Origin of the sequence: Bradyrhizobium sp. DOA9 (genome assembly GCF_000617845.2) — a bacterium.
Classification (GTDB): domain Bacteria; phylum Pseudomonadota; class Alphaproteobacteria; order Rhizobiales; family Xanthobacteraceae; genus Bradyrhizobium.
In genome coordinates this window covers 4,479,479-4,495,666 of the sequence record NZ_DF820425.1, presented here as the reverse complement: position 1 = coordinate 4,495,666, position 16,188 = coordinate 4,479,479, and the positions used below count along the sequence as shown (strand labels likewise).

Annotated in this window: 19 protein-coding genes; 7 read left to right on the top strand and 12 right to left on the bottom strand. The window is 64.6% G+C overall.

The features are described from left to right. Positions 1 to 24: 24 nt before the first annotated feature. The gene (locus tag BDOA9_RS20915; protein WP_025035922.1) at positions 25 to 477 is read left to right on the top strand and encodes a hypothetical protein; all 453 of its coding nucleotides are present in this window, start codon (positions 25 to 27) and stop codon (positions 475 to 477) included. Between the two features lies 1 nt (position 478). Here the strand turns inward: BDOA9_RS20915 and BDOA9_RS20910 are convergent, their stop codons facing one another. The 3 genes from BDOA9_RS20910 to BDOA9_RS20900 all read right to left on the bottom strand — a co-directional run bounded on the left by BDOA9_RS20910 (position 479) and on the right by BDOA9_RS20900 (position 3,300). Further along, the gene (locus BDOA9_RS20910; RefSeq protein ID WP_025035921.1) at positions 479 to 1,300 is read right to left on the bottom strand and encodes a tetratricopeptide repeat protein; all 822 of its coding nucleotides are present in this window, start codon (positions 1,298 to 1,300) and stop codon (positions 479 to 481) included. 69 nt (positions 1,301 to 1,369) lie between these two features. Then, positions 1,370 to 2,071: a GrlR family regulatory protein gene (locus BDOA9_RS20905; RefSeq protein WP_025035920.1), complete on the bottom strand. Its 702-nt coding sequence runs from the start codon at positions 2,069 to 2,071 to the stop codon at positions 1,370 to 1,372. Positions 2,072 to 2,265: 194 nt separating this feature from the next. Next, complete coding sequence (locus tag BDOA9_RS20900; protein ID WP_025035919.1) at positions 2,266 to 3,300, bottom strand: glutamine synthetase beta-grasp domain-containing protein; 1,035 nt, start codon at positions 3,298 to 3,300, stop codon at positions 2,266 to 2,268. Positions 3,301 to 3,842: 542 nt separating this feature from the next. Between BDOA9_RS20900 and BDOA9_RS20895 the strand changes: the two genes are divergently transcribed. Further along, complete coding sequence (locus BDOA9_RS20895) at positions 3,843 to 4,046, top strand: DUF2735 domain-containing protein (RefSeq protein ID WP_025035918.1); 204 nt, start codon at positions 3,843 to 3,845, stop codon at positions 4,044 to 4,046. 116 nt (positions 4,047 to 4,162) lie between these two features. Here BDOA9_RS20895 and BDOA9_RS20890 read toward each other — a convergent pair whose 3' ends face one another. Next, positions 4,163 to 4,489 (bottom strand): MliC family protein, encoded by a 327-nt coding sequence (locus tag BDOA9_RS20890; RefSeq protein ID WP_025035917.1) that lies wholly within the window; start codon positions 4,487 to 4,489, stop codon positions 4,163 to 4,165. Positions 4,490 to 4,575: 86 nt separating this feature from the next. On the opposite strand from BDOA9_RS20890, the gene BDOA9_RS20885 reads away from it, so the two are divergent. Further along, on the top strand, positions 4,576 to 5,319 hold the full coding sequence (locus BDOA9_RS20885) for a tyrosine-protein phosphatase (RefSeq protein ID WP_025035916.1): 744 nt from the start codon (positions 4,576 to 4,578) through the stop codon (positions 5,317 to 5,319). Here BDOA9_RS20885 and BDOA9_RS20880 read toward each other — a convergent pair whose 3' ends face one another. Then, positions 5,320 to 6,057 carry an SGNH/GDSL hydrolase family protein gene (locus BDOA9_RS20880; protein ID WP_025035915.1) on the bottom strand — a complete coding sequence of 246 codons (738 nt, stop codon included), beginning with the start codon at positions 6,055 to 6,057 and terminating at the stop codon, positions 5,320 to 5,322. 118 nt (positions 6,058 to 6,175) lie between these two features. Here BDOA9_RS20880 and BDOA9_RS20875 point away from each other — a divergent pair, with 118 nt between their 5' ends. The 3 genes from BDOA9_RS20875 (at position 6,176) to BDOA9_RS20865 (ending at position 8,036) form a co-directional block, all read left to right on the top strand. Next, a complete protein-coding gene (locus BDOA9_RS20875) occupies positions 6,176 to 6,856 on the top strand; it encodes an SDR family oxidoreductase (RefSeq protein WP_025035914.1) in 681 nt (226 codons plus the stop codon). Between the two features lie 99 nt (positions 6,857 to 6,955). Further along, on the top strand, positions 6,956 to 7,642 hold the full coding sequence (locus BDOA9_RS20870) for a DUF2161 domain-containing phosphodiesterase (protein WP_025035913.1): 687 nt from the start codon (positions 6,956 to 6,958) through the stop codon (positions 7,640 to 7,642). A 94-nt stretch (positions 7,643 to 7,736) separates the two neighbouring features. Next, positions 7,737 to 8,036 carry a hypothetical protein gene (locus tag BDOA9_RS20865; RefSeq protein ID WP_025035912.1) on the top strand — a complete coding sequence of 100 codons (300 nt, stop codon included), beginning with the start codon at positions 7,737 to 7,739 and terminating at the stop codon, positions 8,034 to 8,036. 80 nt (positions 8,037 to 8,116) lie between these two features. On the opposite strand, the gene BDOA9_RS20860 is transcribed toward BDOA9_RS20865, so the two are convergent. The 7 genes from BDOA9_RS20860 to BDOA9_RS20830 all read right to left on the bottom strand — a co-directional run bounded on the left by BDOA9_RS20860 (position 8,117) and on the right by BDOA9_RS20830 (position 14,610). Continuing rightward, entirely contained in the window at positions 8,117 to 8,722 is a 606-nt protein-coding gene (locus tag BDOA9_RS20860; RefSeq protein ID WP_025035911.1) for a GNAT family N-acetyltransferase, read from the bottom strand. 153 nt (positions 8,723 to 8,875) lie between these two features. Next, positions 8,876 to 9,274, bottom strand: a complete 399-nt coding sequence (locus tag BDOA9_RS20855) for a PaaI family thioesterase (protein WP_025035910.1) — start codon at positions 9,272 to 9,274, stop codon at positions 8,876 to 8,878. Positions 9,275 to 9,378: 104 nt separating this feature from the next. Further along, entirely contained in the window at positions 9,379 to 10,581 is a 1,203-nt protein-coding gene (kynU, locus tag BDOA9_RS20850; protein ID WP_025035909.1) for a kynureninase, read from the bottom strand. Positions 10,582 to 10,589: 8 nt separating this feature from the next. Then, entirely contained in the window at positions 10,590 to 11,429 is an 840-nt protein-coding gene (gene kynA, locus BDOA9_RS20845; RefSeq protein WP_025035908.1) for a tryptophan 2,3-dioxygenase, read from the bottom strand. Positions 11,430 to 11,460: 31 nt separating this feature from the next. Then, complete coding sequence (locus BDOA9_RS20840) at positions 11,461 to 12,273, bottom strand: alpha/beta hydrolase (protein ID WP_025035907.1); 813 nt, start codon at positions 12,271 to 12,273, stop codon at positions 11,461 to 11,463. 279 nt (positions 12,274 to 12,552) lie between these two features. Next, a complete protein-coding gene (locus BDOA9_RS20835; protein ID WP_025035906.1) occupies positions 12,553 to 13,830 on the bottom strand; it encodes an ArgE/DapE family deacylase in 1,278 nt (425 codons plus the stop codon). 54 nt (positions 13,831 to 13,884) lie between these two features. Beyond that, complete coding sequence (locus BDOA9_RS20830; RefSeq protein ID WP_025035905.1) at positions 13,885 to 14,610, bottom strand: pyridoxamine 5'-phosphate oxidase family protein; 726 nt, start codon at positions 14,608 to 14,610, stop codon at positions 13,885 to 13,887. 74 nt (positions 14,611 to 14,684) lie between these two features. On the opposite strand from BDOA9_RS20830, the gene pdxR reads away from it, so the two are divergent. Beyond that, positions 14,685 to 16,169, top strand: coding sequence for a MocR-like pyridoxine biosynthesis transcription factor PdxR (gene pdxR, locus BDOA9_RS20825; RefSeq protein WP_025035904.1), 1,485 nt, complete (start codon positions 14,685 to 14,687; stop codon positions 16,167 to 16,169). Positions 16,170 to 16,188: the final 19 nt, after the last annotated feature.

Genomic DNA, 16,188 nt, shown 5'->3' with positions numbered 1-16,188 from the left:
CCACGAACGCACGACCAATCGCGCATGGACACGCAATCAGCCGAGGACGAAGTCAGCGCGATCATCGCCGGCGCCGCGAAGCAGCCGCTGCTCGATGCCGCCTACGCGCTCTGGCGCCAACGCTATCGCCTGGAGACGATCGCGGGACATCCGACTGCCGAGGAGGTGCGGGTCAATCGCACCCTCACGCCGGAACAATTCAGCGTCCAGTACCGCTACCAGCGCGACCACGCCCATGAAGGCCCTATGTTTGGATACCTGAAGCGCGCTCACCCGCGCACCGACGACGATGCGATCCGGCAGGCCATCATCACCGCCGTCAAGTTCGAAGACGAGTACAACAAGCACTTCGACTGGAACCGCGATTTCTGGGATTGCGTAGTGCGCGCGGTGGCGCACGCCGCGCGACGATATCCTAATTACCTCGAGACCACCTATCGCGACGCCCGCAACGACCTCGCCTACTACATGAAGTGAACTAGAAGCACAGCGTGGTGACGAGCCTGCCCTGCTTGTCCTTTATCGCATAGGGACAGCGAATGCGCTCCAGCGCCTTCTTGGCGTCCTCGTCGCCGAGCGCGGCGGCGCGCTCGTAATAGGCCTTTGCGGCGTCCTTGTCCTTCGGACCGCCGCGACCTTCCTGTGCGAACGCGCCCATCCGCTCCAGCGCGCCGGGATGGTTCTGCGCCGCTGCCTTCTCGAACAGCGCGCGCGCCGCTGCATCATCCTTCGTGCCACCCGCACCCTCGGAGAACATCAGGCCGAGCTGGTACTGCGCTTCCGCATTGGTCTCGGCGGCCTTGCCCAGCAGCGCGCGGGCCTGCGCGGGATCGGCGGGTGCACCACCGCCAGCGCCGCCGAGCGCGGCGAGGTTGCTGACGCCGCGGGGATTGCCGGCCTGCGCCGCCTTCTCGAACAGCTTCCGGGCCTGCGCGTCGTCCTTCGAAACACCGGAGCCGGTAGCGTAGGCGACGCCGAGCTCGACCATGGCCGCGCTCGATCCTTTGTCGGCGGCCTTGCGCCAGGCGGCCATCGCCTCGCCTGTTTGCCGGTTGGCCGCATAGGCGCGGCCGAGCGCGAACATCGCACGCCGCGAGGATGCTGCAGCTTGCTTGCAGAACTTGATCGCCGTCGCGACGTCGGACGCCGCGATGTCGGTCACGCCCTTCACGTCGGCCGGCTTGTCGGGATCGCTGGGATCGGCCGCCACGCGGTCGCACAACACGAGATCGGCCGATTGCGCCTGCGCCGTCAGGGGCGCGGCGAGCGCAAAGAGCATGGCAAGGAGGAAAGTCCGCATGGTCGTCACGTTGCGTCTGTGGCTCGGCAAATTCAAGGCTCAAGTCGGTTCGCGTCTACGATGGGCGGCTCAGGCGCGATGCATCAGCTTGAGCGCAGCGGTCAGGCGCAAGGATCGCTTGCCAGCCAGCGCGGTTGCCTCCAGCACCGCCTGCTCCGCGTCATAGCTGCCGGAGAAGCCGATGCCGACCTCGTGGCCGCCGAAGATCGGATCGTCCTTGGCCGGCGTGTGCTCCTGGTTGAGGATCTGCCCCTTCCAGCGGCCCTTCGCGGCCGTGTAGCTGCCGAGATAATAGAACGCCGCATCGCCGCCGAGGATGCGGCCCTGGTTGAGCAGCATCACCCCGGTGAGTCCGCCGTCGAGGCCGTCCAGCATGCGCAGATGGATGGAGTAGAGACCATCGGCGATGCCGGCTTCGCCGACGCCGCCGGCGATCGGCACCTCCTCCTCGGTGATCGGCGTCATCAGCGATTGAAACGGCACGCCCGGCAGCTCCTTGAGCTCGCCCTTGAAGCGATAGAGATCGCCGTCGGCCCAGCCCTTCGCAATCAGGGTCGCATCGTCGGTACCGGCCATGGCGCGGTAGCTCGGATCGGGATTATGGCGGACGGTCTTGATCACGACGTCGACGCCGCTGCCCGTCTTCTCGTAGCTGCCGATATGGGCGAAGGCCGAATTGCCGCCGAGCATCTTGCCGTTGCCGGCATGCATCACGCTGCGGCCGACGCTATCGCCGAGCTGAAATCTCACCTTGTAGAAGCCTTCAAACACCAGCCGTGTCCCCGGCCCTGCGCGCATCCGAAGGCACTCTATCCCGCTTTCGGCGGCGATGGACAAGTTTCGCGACGCCGAGATCGGCAGACGGAAGAACACCTGTCATCAAAATGCAAAAATCCGCCGGAGCTTGTCGCTCCGGCGGATTGAATGCCAACCCGGGCCAGCCCCCAGCCCGGGCCGGGAGGATCTTAGGCCGCGGCCTTCTTGTCGGTCGGCACGGAGGAGATCGTCTTCAGTATCTGCGAAGCGATCTGGTAGGGGTCGCCTTGCGAGTTCGGACGACGGTCTTCCAGATAGCCCTTGTAGCCGTTGTTGACGAAGGAGTGCGGAACGCGGATCGAAGCGCCGCGATCGGCAACGCCGTAGCTGAACTTGTTCCAGGGCGCGGTCTCGTGCTTGCCGGTCAGACGCTTGTCGTTGTCCGGGCCGTAGACGGCGATGTGGTCCATCAGGTTCTTCTCGAAGGCGGCCATCAGGGCCTCGAAATACTCCTTGCCGCCGACCTCGCGCATATAGGCGGTCGAGAAGTTGGCGTGCATGCCCGAGCCGTTCCAGTCGGTGTCGCCGAGCGGCTTGCAGTGGAATTCGATATCGATGCCGTACTTCTCGGTCAGGCGCAGCATCAGGTAGCGGGCCATCCACATTTCGTCAGCGGCCTTCTTGGAGCCCTTGCCGAAGATCTGGAATTCCCACTGGCCCTTCGCGACTTCCGCGTTGATGCCTTCATGGTTGATGCCGGCCGCGAGGCAGAGGTCGAGATGCTCTTCGACGATCTTGCGGGCGACGTCGCCGACGTTCGAGAAGCCGACGCCGGTGTAGTACGGGCCCTGCGGCGCCGGATAGCCTGATGTCGGGAAGCCGAGCGGACGGCCGTCCTTGTAGAAGAAGTATTCCTGCTCGAAGCCGAACCAGGCGCCGGCGTCGTCGAGGATGGTGGCGCGCTTGTTGGACGGATGCGGGGTCTTGCCGTCGGGCATCATGACTTCGCACATCACCAGCACGCCGTTGGTGCGCGCACCGTCCGGGAACACCGCGACCGGCTTCAGCACGCAATCGGAGCTGTGGCCTTCGGCCTGCTGGGTGGAGGAGCCGTCGAAGCCCCAGAGCGGAAGCTGCTCGAGCGTCGGGAACGACGCGAATTCCTTGATCTGAGTTTTGCCGCGCAAATTCGGAGTCGGCGTATATCCGTCGAGCCAGATGTACTCGAGCTTGTACTTGGTCATTGAGCCTCTCTGTAGATGATGCGAAAGGTTGGGGGCCCGGGAGGGGCCCCCGCACGTTTTGTACCCGGCCATCATCGGCCAGCCTTTCCCAAGCATTTCGCGTGCCAAAAGGCCGCAGTACGGGCGGTTTTCCACCGCTTGCGGCTCCTCTTCCCCAAGGGCGAAGCCTCCACGGCACCGTGCGTCATAGCCGCGCACCTTGACGCGAAGCTGCACTGCAAAAACCCCGCGGAAAACGCCCGATTCAGAAGCAGCGGATGCCGCACCGCGCATTGCCGATGAAACACGCATCAACGTCCGGTAACTTTCGCAAACTCCCCCACCCTTCCCCAGCAACCTTCGGAATGGCCCACGCGTTGGTCAGCAGCAGCGTGCCTTGGAGGATGCAGAAGGCCATATGCCTACAAATTGGGCTGAAACTGATTTCGTTTTCAGCACTTTCCAATCGGAGATGGGCAGCCGATATGGGGATTCCAGTAACCACAATCGAACGAGTCGGGCGCACCATGGAGGCCAAGGCGCTTCGACCAAGGAGAATCGCAATGATGAACAATGGTCTGAGTCACGGATCTGCAAAGATCTACCAATTCCCCGTCGGCGGCCGTGCGGCCCTCGCCGGACGCCGCTATGGCGAGACCCGCCTACCGGCCGATCAGGCTTCGCTGCCCGCGAACGTCTCGATCTGCAGCGACAGCTGGTATCACCAGGATGCGGTCGACGAAGCCAAGCCCAAATGCGAACGCTAATGCCAGCTGCTGGTCTGACAGTGCCGGGCTTTCGCAAGCGGCCGGCGGCAGTTTGAAAAAGGGTCGAAACAACGGCGTTTCGGCCCTTTTTGATTCCAGGTGCACCCCCGCCTAATTTAGATCCCGGGCTTTTCGACCACCGTGCAGGCCGTCACCGGCCGCTTCAGGTGCTTGACCGTGGCGGGCCCGGTCTTGGGAATCCTCAGCGTCACTCCTGCCCCCGAATAGCGTGCCCCTGAAACAGCGAGCCGCTTGGCGAGCGTGACGGGCTGGCCATCGATCTGGACGAAGGCCCGCTTGTCGTAGTCATAAAAGCCCAGGATGAACTGCGTACCATCGGCGCAACGATAGGCTTGGAAGGTCTGCGCATCGGCCAACCGCCCACCGAGCATTGCGCCCACCAGCATGCTGACCGTCAAAACAATGGCCTTGTGCCGGCCCATGATCGCCCCCTGTAATAGACCGCAAGGACGCCGAACGTGCATCCGGTGGAACCATAACCCAAGCTGATCCCATGCAAGACTCCTCGCTGAAGGACTCTCCTGCGCGTCATCTCGCCCTCCAGGGTGCGAGCAATTTCCGCGACCTCGGCGGCTACCCGACCGCCGATGGCCGCACCACGCGCTGGCGGCACATTTTCCGCTCCAACCATCTCGGCCAGCTCACCGCGGCCGACGTCGAGATCGTCCGCGCGCTCGGCGTGCGCAGCGCCTTCGACTTCCGCGGTGTCGAGGAGCGCGCGGCCGGCATCTGCGTCGTGAACGAGATCACGGTGCATTCGCTGCCGATCGAGCCGACCGTCGTGGCCGCGCTGCGCGCCGAGCTCGCGAAGGGCACGCTGACCGCGGCCGTGGCGCTCGAGCTCATGCGCGAATCCTACCGCAACTATGTCCGCCACAACACGCACAGTTACCGTGCGCTGTTCGGTCATCTGCTGGAAGACCGTGCACCGCTCGTGATCCACTGCACCGCCGGCAAGGACCGCACCGGCTTTGCCAGCGCGCTGATCCTGCACGCGCTGGGCGTGCCCGACGAGGTCATTGCCGAGGATTATCTCTTGACCAATCGGCACTACAAGCGCGACCTCTCGAACGCCTCCGATCTGCCCGCCGATGTCCTCGACGCGATCGGCAGCGTCGAGGCCTCTTACCTGGCGGCGGCATTCGACGCGGTCGGCAGCGAATATGGCGATCTCGAAACCTATTTGCGCGACGGGCTCAAGTTGGGCGCAGCAGAGCGCACCGCACTGAGGGAGCGTTACCTTCAGGCGTGATCAGGATTTCCATTCGGCAGGCAACCAACTCGCGGCGGTCGTTGCATCAACGATCGAATTGCACAGCGCCCTGGACACCTGGAGTGTGCTCCAGTCGCTCTGGTGGAGCTTGTCACCATCCGTGGGATCAAGGAATTGCTCGAATGTCGCGTTGTTGGTCACGTGCCAATGCCGCATTAGAGCCCAGCGCTGAAATACGCTTATCTTCGCATCGTCCGCAATCCTGCGGATCTCCGAGACCATCTTTTCGGACAGCTCCGCCTTATCGTCGCGAAGCATGGCCGTCACATATTGCGGGTCGATCAGAACGACATCCATCGTGTGCTTGGCAAGCAGACCAACACCCTCGGCAATTTTATCGACCACCTCGTTGAAGTTGAATTCCTGCTTGCGAAAGACCGCGTTGGTTCCCACCTGCCAAAGCACCACGGTGGGTTTGTCATCGAAGATATCGGCATCAAAGCGCTTCACTTCCTGCGGCGCCTCTTCTCCGCCTTTGCCCCGATTCAAGACGTCGATCCGAACCTTCGGCAAATGCTCGGCGTAGCTCTGCCTTAGATACATCTCGAGGCGAGACGGATACGGCACGACATCCGCGCGACCGGCGGTCGATGATGACCCCATTGCCACGATCCGAACCGGACCTTCCCTTCGCAGCGCTTCGACAAAGTTTCGCAGCGGTTGCTTCAATTTGATGATGTCTCTGGGGAAGTCCACTGCCGGCAGACTCTCGGACATATCGCCCCCTCCAGCCATCCAAGGTTGCAACGACCATTCAGCCTTGAAGCCGCCGGCATTGCAAGTCCAATTCGGACCGCGCAATAGTGGGCGCAGGTTCGACGGACGGAGAAGCACCGTGCAGGGAAAAGTCATCATCGTGACCGGTGCGCTCGGCGCACTCGGCAGGGTCGTTGCCGAGACCGCGCAGTCGCGCGGCGCGCACATCGCCGGCATCGATTACGCGCCCTCGCAATCGCCACCGACGCCCGAACGCATCGTGATGGGCGGCGTCGATCTGTCCGACGCAGCGCAAGCGAAGAATGCCGTCGATGCGGCCGCAAAGCATTTCGGCCGGCTCGACGCGCTGATCAACATCGCCGGCGGCTTCGCCTTCGAGACCGTCGGCGACGGCGACATCGCGACGTGGCAGCGCATGCACGCGCTGAACGTGCTCACCGCGCTCAGCGCCTCGCGCGCGGCGCTGCCGCACCTCGCCCAGTCCAAGGCCGGCCGCATCGTCAATATCGGCGCCATCGGCGCGCTGCAGGCCAGCAGCGGCATGGGCCCCTATGCCGCCTCGAAGGCCGGCGTGCATCGCCTGACCGAGGCCCTCGCCAACGAGTGGAAGGGCAAGGTTACCGTCAATGCGGTCCTGCCTTCGATCATCGACACCGCGGCGAACCGCGCCGACATGCCGAAGGCGGACTTTTCCAAATGGGTGACGCCACAGGAACTCGCCGAAGTCATCCTGTTCCTCGCCAGCGATGCCGCGAGCGGCGTCACGGGCGCCCTGATTCCGGTCGGCGGCCGGGTATAAATCGCGTTCCGATCGAAACGTTGGAGACATCGGCACCGATTCAATCTGGGACGAGAAGGCTCTAGACTGTCTGCAACTGATTCTCCGATCGGACGTCCCTTGGAAACCGCGCTTTACCTGCCCGTCAAACGCTTTCTCGAAGAGCTCGGCTTCACGGTCAAGGGCGAGATCGGCGGCTGCGATCTCGTCGGCCTCAGTGCTGACGATCCACCGGTCGTGGTGATCGGCGAGCTCAAGCTTGCCTTCAATCTCGAGCTGATCCTGCAGGCGGTCGATCGCGCGCCGGCCGGCGACGAGGTCTGGATCGCAGCGAAAATGTCTGCGCGCGGCAAGGGGCGCGAGAGCGATGCGCGCTATCGCAATCTCTGCCGCCGCCTCGGCTTCGGCATGCTCGGCGTGACCGATCGCGGCCAGGTCGAAGTGCTGGTGAAGCCGCCGACCGCGGCGCCGCGCCGTGAGCCGAAGCTGCGCTCGCGCCTCGTCGCCGAGCATCAGCGGCGTCAGGGCGATCCCGTGCTCGGCGGCAGCACGCGTGCACCGATCATGACGGCCTATCGCCAGCAGGCGCTGGCCTGCGCGGCGGCGCTTGCGGAGGGGCCGAAACAGGTGCGCGCGCTGCGCGAACGCTGCCCCGATGCCGGCAAGATCTTGCTTAACAATGTGTATGGCTGGTTCGAACGCACCGAGCGGGGAATCTACCGGCTCACCGAAGCCGGACACGGCGCCCTGAAGCGTTGGCCCCAGCAACGGGTGGAGATCGGCGCAGGTGCTGCGTCACCGCTGTGACACCAGAGCGGTGCATAGCTGAGATGCCACACCGATTTCATATTGCAATGCAACATTGGCGGCACTAGGTATCCGGCATCGAAATGAGGCCGTTATGAGCGCAGACTGGAATACCAAATATGGCACGCGGCGCGTGCGCCACGATCCGCCGACCCTGGACGAGGCGATCTTCGCTGCCATCGGCATCACCGACGACCAGGCGCAGCAGGCCGAGATCGCCGCAGCCTTGATGGGGATGCCGCTCGACGTTGTTCAGGCCGAGGTGAAGAAGCAGGCGCGCAGCAACAGCCGCATCACGGCCACGCGCGTGATCGCCGGCGAACAGGGTGCCCAGCGCTCCGTCGTGGTCGAACGCCGCGTCGTCCGCCGCTTCGGCGCCGCCACACGCAGCTGAGCATCGATTTCATCGCCCAGAACACGAAAGCGGACCGGCCTTGCCGGTCCGCTTTGTGATTCCTGCGCGCAATTTCCGGACTATGCGGCGCGATTGCCGTACATGCTCGAGATCAGCTTCCAGCACGTGCTGTTGAAGCTGAGAAGCGCGCGCCCGGCCGTGAATGGCGAGGCCGCGAGATCGGCAAGCTCGGCCTCGGGCGTCTTGGCAAGGTCGATCGTGCCGGTCGATTCGCCGTGGCGGAACGCCAGATGGGCCCCGAACTTCCTGGCGAGCGCCCGCATCGCATGATTTTCGGCACCCGTCGTAATGCGCAGCTGCTTGTAGCCCTTCCAGCGCGCCTCTGCGATCAGGCGGCGGAACAGCACGGTGCCGACGCCCTTGCGGCGCGCCGAGGCTTCCACGCTGAAGGCAACCTCCGGCAAGGAACCGTCCTCCGGCGGATGCAGCTCGGCCGCACCGCGCACTACGCCATCGACCATATAGGCAACGATCACGGTGCCATCCTCGGCGCAGCGGGCGGCGTAGCGCTCGATGAAGCTGTCGTCGAGAAAGCCGTTGAAACGGTCGTGCCGGCTGGCGGCATCAAGCCTCAGCAGGTGATCGCGCAGGAGCGGCAATTCTTCCTGCTGGATCAAGGTCCGTACATAGCCGGGAACGGTACGGACGGTGTCTTCAAGTACCACGTCAGAAACTCCTCTTGGTGTCCCTCGAGGAGGCGTTCGAATCCCTAGGCCTCCTATATTGTGCATCGCACCATGATTTTCAAGACGGAGACCTGCCCAAGTTTCAGGCACCGGGCACGACCAATTCGTTAATAAAATCAAAATTTTGGAGCTTCACAGCACCAGCTGCGTCTGGGTTACCACCGCAACCAGCTTGCCGTCCTCAGTCTCCAGCCGGGTGGTCCAGACCTGGGTCCGCCGGCCCCGGTGCACCGGGGTGGCGGTCGCGATGACCGTGGCCCCCTCCTTCGCCCCGCCGATGAAATTGGTCTTGCTCTCCAGCGTGGTCGTCCCCTTGGCGTCCTCAAGCAGATTGATCACGGTCGCCGCCGCGCCGACGGAATCGGCCAGCGCCATCACCGCCCCGCCATGGATGGTGTGGTGAAGCGTGCAGAGTTCGGGCCGGACCGCCATCCGCGCCACCACGCGGTCCTTCTCCGCCTCGACGAACTCGACGCCCTTGAGCTCGGCGAACGGCATCTTCATCGCTTTAAGCTTCTCGAGCGGCGTCATCGGAACTGCTCCCAAATGGTTGTTCTCTCAGCGTGAATTGCCCCGCGCGGCAAAGCAATGACGTCCCAGGTAATCATCCCGAACATCGAAGGAAGCGTCCGCCCTCACGTTACTGCATGCACGACCTGATATTCCGGCCGTCGCCACACCTCCCCTGAAATCACCTCGTCGATGATCTCCGCGGCCCGCACGATCTCGCTCTCGCCGATGTACAGCGGCGTGAGGCCGAAGCGCATGATGTCGGGCGCGCGGAAATCGCCGATGACGCCGCGGGCGATCAAGGCCTGCATCGCGGCATAGCCGCCGGCGAAGGCGAAGGAGACTTGCGAGCCGCGCCGCTCGTGGTCGCGCGGGGTCACGAGCTTGAGTTGCGGACAACGGCGCTCGACTTCACCGATCAGGAGATCGCTCAGCGCCAGCGAACGCGCACGGACTTCGGCGATGTCGACCTTGTCCCAGATGTCGAGCGAGGCCTCCAGCGCCGCCATGGCGAGTACCGGCGGAGTGCCGACGCGCATGCGTTCGACACCGCCGGCGGCCGCATAGGCGAGCTCGAACGCAAACGGTTTTGCGTGGCCCATCCATCCCGACAGCGCGGCGCGCGCGCCGTCGGCATGGCGCGGCGCGACGTAGAGGAAGGCCGGCGCGCCAGGGCCCGCGTTGAGATATTTGTAGGTGCACCCCGCGGCGAAATCGGCGCCGCAGCCGGCGAGATCGACCGGCAGCGCGCCGGCGGAATGGGCGAGATCCCAGACCGTGACGATGCCGAGCGCATGCGCTTTCGCGGTGAGCTTTGCCATGTCATGGCGGCGGCCGGTGCGGTAGTCGACCTCGGTGATGTACAGGACGGCGATCTCTTCGGACAATGCGGCCTCGATCTCGTCCGGCGCCACCAGGCGCAATTGATGGCCGCGCCCGAGCGTGGCGATCAGGCCCTCGGCCATGTAGAGGTCGGTCGGGAAGTTGCCGGTGTCCGACAGGACGATCTTGCGGGACGGGGTCATGTCGAGCGCGGCGGCGAGTGCCTGATAGACCTTCAGGGACAGTGTGTCTCCGACCATCACCGAGCCGGCCTCCGCACCGATCAGCCGCGCGATGCGATCGCCGACATGGCGCGGCTGGACATACCAGCCCGCGGTGTTCCAGGCGCGGATCAGCTCGTTGCCCCACTCCTTGGTGATCACGCGGTCGACACCATCGGCAACGCCCAGCGGCAGCGCTCCGAGCGAATTGCCGTCGAGATAGACGAGGCCGTCAGGCAGATGGAACAACGCTTTGGTGTCGTCGTAGACGCGAAGCCTGGTCATGGACATCCCTACAGAATCGTACGCACGCGCCAGAGCTCGGGAAACAGCTCGACCTCGAGCATGCGCTTCAGATAACTGACGCCGCCAGTGCCGCCGGTACCACGCTTGAAGCCGATGACGCGCTCGACCGTGGTGACGTGGTTGAAGCGCCAGCGCCGGAAATAGTCCTCGAAATCGACCAGCTTCTCGGCCAGTTCATAGAGCATCCAGTGCGCTTCCGGCGCCTCGTAGACGATACGCCAGGCCTGCAGCACGCCTTCGTTGAAGCTGTGGGTCTCGCGAACGTCGCGCGCCAGCACCGCGGCGGGCATCTTGAGCCCGTTGCGGTCGGCGAGCCGCAGCACCTCGTCATAGAGGCTTGGCGTCGCGAGCTCGGCTTCGAGCAGCTTGACCGTCTCGGTATCGTGCGCGTGCGGCTTCAGCATGGCGTGGTTGCGGTTGCCGAGCAGAAATTCGATCAGCCGGTATTGCCGCGACTGGAAGCCCGAGGATTGTCCGAGCTGCGAGCGGAAGCGGGTATATTCGCTCGGCGTCATCGTGCGCAGCACGTCCCAGGCCCCGTTGAGCTGCTCGAAGATGCGCGACATCCGAGCCAGCATCTTCATCGCGGGCTGCACCTCATCCCGCGAGATTGCGCGGCGCGCAGCGCTGAGCTCGTGGATGGCGAGCCGCATCCACAGTTCCGTTGTCTGATGCTGGATGATGAACAGCATCTCGTCATGCGCTTCCGACAGCGGATGCTGTGCGCCGAGGATCGCGTCCAGCGCGAGGTAATCACCGTAGGACATGCGCCGGGCGAAGTCGGTCTCGGCGCCTTCGCTTGAGGGATCGTAATCGCTGGACGTCATGGCTGGCCCTCTCGATCGATCGTCCCCGGCCTCATTCATCGAGGCCGATCAGGCGCGCGGTGATCTGCGACGACGGGTCCTTGAGCCCGTCGATCACCGTGAAATGGTTGAGGCCGGGTTCGACGACGAGGTGCGTCGGCACGTCGAAGCCGGTCCAGATGTTGGCCATCAGATCGGACTGGCGGATGAATTCGGGCCGCTCGTTGCCGCCGACCCAGGCCGTTACGGGCGAATGTCCCCGCGGCAAGCGCAGCACTGCGCTTTCCAGCGTCGCCTCCTCCATCGTCATGCGCAACGTCTCGTTCATCCCGGTCTTCAGAAGCGGACGCAAGTCGTGCAGGCCGCTGATCGACAGCGTACCGGCGATGCGGTTGTAGACGGCGGGCTCGAGCCGGCTGTCGTCGCACAGCATGCGCGTGACGAGATGGCCGCCGGCGGAATGGCCGGCGAGCCGGATCGGCCCCGAGACGAGCGATGCCGCTTTGGCGGTCGCGGCGGTGATTTCCGCGGTGATATCGGAGATGCGTGCAGCCGGTGCCAGCGTGTAGCTCGGCAGCGCCACGGTCCAGCCATGATGCCGCGCACCCTCGGCGAGATCGGTCCAGGTCGACTTGTCGAAGCGCATCCAGTAGCCGCCATGGACGAAGACGACGAGACCCTTGCTGTCGCCGTCAGGCAGGATCAGGTCGAGCTTCTGGCGCTCGCCGGCGCCGTAGGCGATGTCGGGGCGAAATTCCTTCAGCCCGGCGCGGTAGGCCGCCGCCCGCTCCGCCCACAGCGCCGGCATCTTGTCCGAGCCCGGGATGTGGGCCGAATTGGCGTAAGCGTCATCCCAATCGCGCATCGTTGCTCCCGAGGACCCGTCCGACGAACCGGACGCCAGTCTGCCACCGGTCAGGACGGCATCCTAGTCTTTCTTTTAAGCTTAAAGGAGTTGGGAGGAGCCCATCGATTGCGCAGCCGACGACTGGCCGTTGCGTTCCCCGGGCGCAGCGTAGCGTGCAACAATGCGCTGCTGAACCGGGGTCCCGTGCATGGGACGACATGGGTCCCGGCTCTGCGGAGCACCACGCGGAACGACCGTTCGCATCGTCCGCGCGCTGCACCGCGTCCGGGACGCCAGCTACGCCTTCTCCACGCCGCACCATTCCGCGATGAAAAGCGCCATCGCCTTGGTCGCCTTCTTCAACGACTCCAGGTCGACGAACTCGTTGAAGCCGTGCATCTCGCCTCCGCTCGCACCGAAACAGAGGCTCGGGATGCCGTGATTGAGGCCGTAGAAGCGCGTGTCGGTCAATGCCGTGAAGACGAGATCCTCCGGCGTGCCGCCATAGACCTTGTTGAAGGCCTTCCCGAACGCAGCCTCAGGCTCCGCGGCATTGGTCAGCTCATAGCCTTCCGACAGGAAGCCGGACCATTCGACCTCAGGCGGATTGTTGGCGAGGAAGCGGTGGTTGCGCGAAGCGACGGCGACGCAAGCCATGATCTCCTTCTGGTGATCGGCGATCGACCAGCCCGGCAACACCGCAATCCGGCAGTCGACGTCGCACCAGGCCGGCACGCTCGAGGCCCAGTCGCCGCCCTTGATGACGCCGGCGTTGAAGTTGACGGGATGGTCGAGTGTCTTGAAGTGACGGTCGGCCTTGGCCCGCTCGTTCCATTCGATCTCGAGCTTCTGCAGCGCCTGGATCAGGTGATACGCCGCCATGATCGCGTTCGAGCCGGAGCCTGCGAAGGCAACATGGGTCGGGTGCCCCTTCACGCGCAGGCGGAACCAGATCACGCCGACCTGGGAGCGCACCATCTTGCCGCCGGTCGGCTCCGGAATGAAGCAGGCGTCCGCGCGATAGCCGCGTTGCAAGGTCGAGAGTGCGCCGACACCCGTGCTCTCCTCCTCGATCACCGATTGAAAATGGATCCGCGCCGTCGGCCTGAAGCCGGCGGCCTTGATCGCATCCAGCGCATAGAGCGCACCGATCGTTCCGGATTTCATGTCGCAGGCTCCGCGCCCGAACATCTTGCCGTCCTTGATGACCGCCGCGTATGGCGGCGTATCCCACAATTCAAGCGGACCGGCCGGCACCACATCGCAGTGCCCCTGCAGGATCAGCGACTTGCCGCCATTGGTTCGCGGACGGTAAGTGCCCACCACAGATCGCGCCTTCGAAAAGTCGTGCTCGATCGGACCGAAGCCGCGCAGGTCCTTCAAATCCTCGACATCGATGTGCCAGTCGTCGACCTCGTAGCCGCGTTCGCGCAGGAGATCGCCGATCATGTCTTGGCATGGTCCCTCCGCCCCGCGGGTCGAAGGGATCGCGACGAAATCGCTTGTGGTTGCAAGCTGAGCCTCGAAGCCGCTGTCGACGGCGTCAAGAATCCTCTGCTGCGTTTCGGCATTCATTCGGGCGACTCCAGATATTCCAATGGTCCCAGGGAGCGCGCAAACTAGCCGATTTCAGCCGTTCGGGTACTCCAGAAAATATGCATCCCGCAATGCATCTTCGAGCAGCCGGCCTTCGGAATAGCCGTTCAGCGTCGCAGGCCGGCTCACACCATCGAGCAGGCGCGGGCACGGTTCGGGGGCGCCGAGCACGGTGCGGACCGGAATGCGCTCGGCATAGATGGGCAACGCGTAGTCCTCGTCGTCGTCGGCGACACCCTTGGCGCGGATCTTGGCCGAGGCTTCCTCGATTTCCATTGCGATGAAGGACGTCGCCTTGATTTCCTGCGTGGTGCTCTGTCGCAGGCCGGCGGTGCGGTCCGGGAAGAAGCGATCGACCATCGCGATCACCGCGCGCTCCTTCTCATCCGGATCGGTGACGAGATAGGCCGTGCCGAACGCCATGACGGCGCGGTAGTCGGCGGAATGGTTGAAGCCGCAGCGCGCCAGCACGAGGCTGTCGAGATGGGCGACCGTCAGGCAGACGCGCTCGCCCTTGCTCTGGTTGCGCAGCATGCGGCTGGCGCTCGATCCGTGCCAGTAGAGCCTGGTGCCCTCGCGCCAGAAGAAGGTCGGCGTGCAATAGGGCTGGCCGTCGATCGCGTAGGAGACGTGGCACAGCATCGAGGAATCCAGGATGCGATGAACCGTGTCGTGATCATAGAAGCCGCGGTCATGCCGGCGCTTCACCTGGTTGCGTGCCGATGTCGGATAGGAATTCGAGGTCTCGGTCTGGCTCACGGCCGCTCCTGCTCTGATGGAAGACGTCCGGAGCAGTTGTAGCGGCGCATTTGGTCTGCGATAGTTCCAATTCCATGCAAAAAATTCCGACCAATTCTTCCTCCCGAGCCAAGCCCGAGCTTCCGCTCGACCTCACCGGACCTCACGTCACGGCCGACGCTTCCGCTGCGCACCGGCTCTATCAGGCGCTCTGCGAGATGATCGTCTCCGGCCTGGTCAAACCGGGCGAGCCGCTGCCGCCATCGCGGACGCTGGCGAGGCAGACCGGCTTCCGCCGCAACGCCGTCGTCACCGCCTATGAGCGCCTGATCGCCGACGGCTTTGCCGGCGCGACGGTCGGCTCCGGAACGTTCGTCGCGGCGCGTATTCCCAAGCGCGCCGCCGAGCCGAACAAGCCGAAGGTCGTTCTCGAAGCGCCAAAGCAGGGCGCGTTTGCGCTCGGCTGTACCCATATCGACGAACGCGCCGTGCAGCGCTTTCGCGCTTTCGTCGGCCGCCGCATGCGGGCATTCGGATCGGAGCACCTGCATTATGGCGACCCTCGCGGCAGTCGCGAGCTGCGTGTGGCGATCGCCGACCACCTGTTGTCGGCGCGCGGATTGCGTTGCGATCCCGACCAGATCATGCTGACCTCGGGCACGCTGCACGCGCTGCGCCTCGTGCTGAGCGCGATCCTGAAATCCAGCGACCAGGTCTGGTGCGAGGACCCGGGCTATCCCGCTGCGCGAAAAACCATCGCCCATTGCGGCTATCGCACCGTGCCTGTCCCGGTGGACGAGCATGGAATGCGCGTCCCCAAAGGCCGGATCGCGGCTCCGTCCGCGCGCGCGGCCTACGTCACGCCGTCGCACCAGTTTCCGCTTGGCGTGCAGATGTCGATGCCGCGGCGGCTCGAGCTTCTGGACTGGGCGAAGCAGGCCGGCGCATTCGTGCTCGAGGACGATTACGACAGCGAGTTCCGCTATGACGGCGCGCCGCTGATGTCGCTCGCCGGCATCGATCGCCTCCAGCGCGTGATCTATCTCGGCACCTTTGCCAAGACGCTGTTTCCGGGCTTGCGGATCGGTTATTGCGCCCTGCCCGAACGCCTGATCGCGGAGGTGACGGCGGCGCGCGCGGCGCTCGACCGCTTTCCCGGCACGCTGATGGAGGGCGCGGTGGCGGACATGCTCAATTCCGGTGCCTTCGCCGCGAACCTGAAGCGCATGCGAAAGCTCTATCGCGAGGCTCGCGACGCACTCGCCGAGACGCTGGAGATCGCGTCCGGTGGCGCGCTTTCGGTGCCGGTGCCCTCACAAGGCCTGCATCTTGTCGCCCGGTTCGATCCTGCCGTCGATCCGGCGGTGGCGGCGCATGCCAAGCAGGCGGCCGGCGCCGAAGGCTGGCTATTGGCCGACACCTATACGCGGGGGCGTCCCCTGCCCGGCTTCGTGCTGGGATTTTCCGGGCATCTCGTGCCGCAGCTCGTGGCCTCCGCCGAACGTCTCGCGAGGGAATCACGCGCAGCCTTGGGCGCCAGGGATAAAGGCGCCAAGGGAAAACCGGCCCGCCGGGCGTGACGAAGCTTCACTATCAGAA

Coding starts and splice junctions, on each gene's coding strand:
- BDOA9_RS20890 (WP_025035917.1), bottom strand. CDS start 4,489: ATGGGCCGGCACAAGGCCATTGTTTTGACGGTCAGCATGCTGGTGGGC.
- BDOA9_RS20910 (WP_025035921.1), bottom strand. CDS start 1,300: ATGCGGACTTTCCTCCTTGCCATGCTCTTTGCGCTCGCCGCGCCCCTG.
- BDOA9_RS20865 (WP_025035912.1), top strand. CDS start 7,737: ATGAGCGCAGACTGGAATACCAAATATGGCACGCGGCGCGTGCGCCAC.
- BDOA9_RS20895 (WP_025035918.1), top strand. CDS start 3,843: ATGATGAACAATGGTCTGAGTCACGGATCTGCAAAGATCTACCAATTC.
- BDOA9_RS20880 (WP_025035915.1), bottom strand. CDS start 6,057: ATGTCCGAGAGTCTGCCGGCAGTGGACTTCCCCAGAGACATCATCAAA.
- kynU (WP_025035909.1), bottom strand. CDS start 10,581: ATGACCAGGCTTCGCGTCTACGACGACACCAAAGCGTTGTTCCATCTG.
- kynA (WP_025035908.1), bottom strand. CDS start 11,429: ATGACGTCCAGCGATTACGATCCCTCAAGCGAAGGCGCCGAGACCGAC.
- BDOA9_RS20900 (WP_025035919.1), bottom strand. CDS start 3,300: ATGACCAAGTACAAGCTCGAGTACATCTGGCTCGACGGATATACGCCG.
- BDOA9_RS20855 (WP_025035910.1), bottom strand. CDS start 9,274: ATGACGCCGCTCGAGAAGCTTAAAGCGATGAAGATGCCGTTCGCCGAG.
- BDOA9_RS20835 (WP_025035906.1), bottom strand. CDS start 13,830: ATGAATGCCGAAACGCAGCAGAGGATTCTTGACGCCGTCGACAGCGGC.
- BDOA9_RS20840 (WP_025035907.1), bottom strand. CDS start 12,273: ATGCGCGATTGGGATGACGCTTACGCCAATTCGGCCCACATCCCGGGC.
- BDOA9_RS20915 (WP_025035922.1), top strand. CDS start 25: ATGGACACGCAATCAGCCGAGGACGAAGTCAGCGCGATCATCGCCGGC.
- pdxR (WP_025035904.1), top strand. CDS start 14,685: ATGCAAAAAATTCCGACCAATTCTTCCTCCCGAGCCAAGCCCGAGCTT.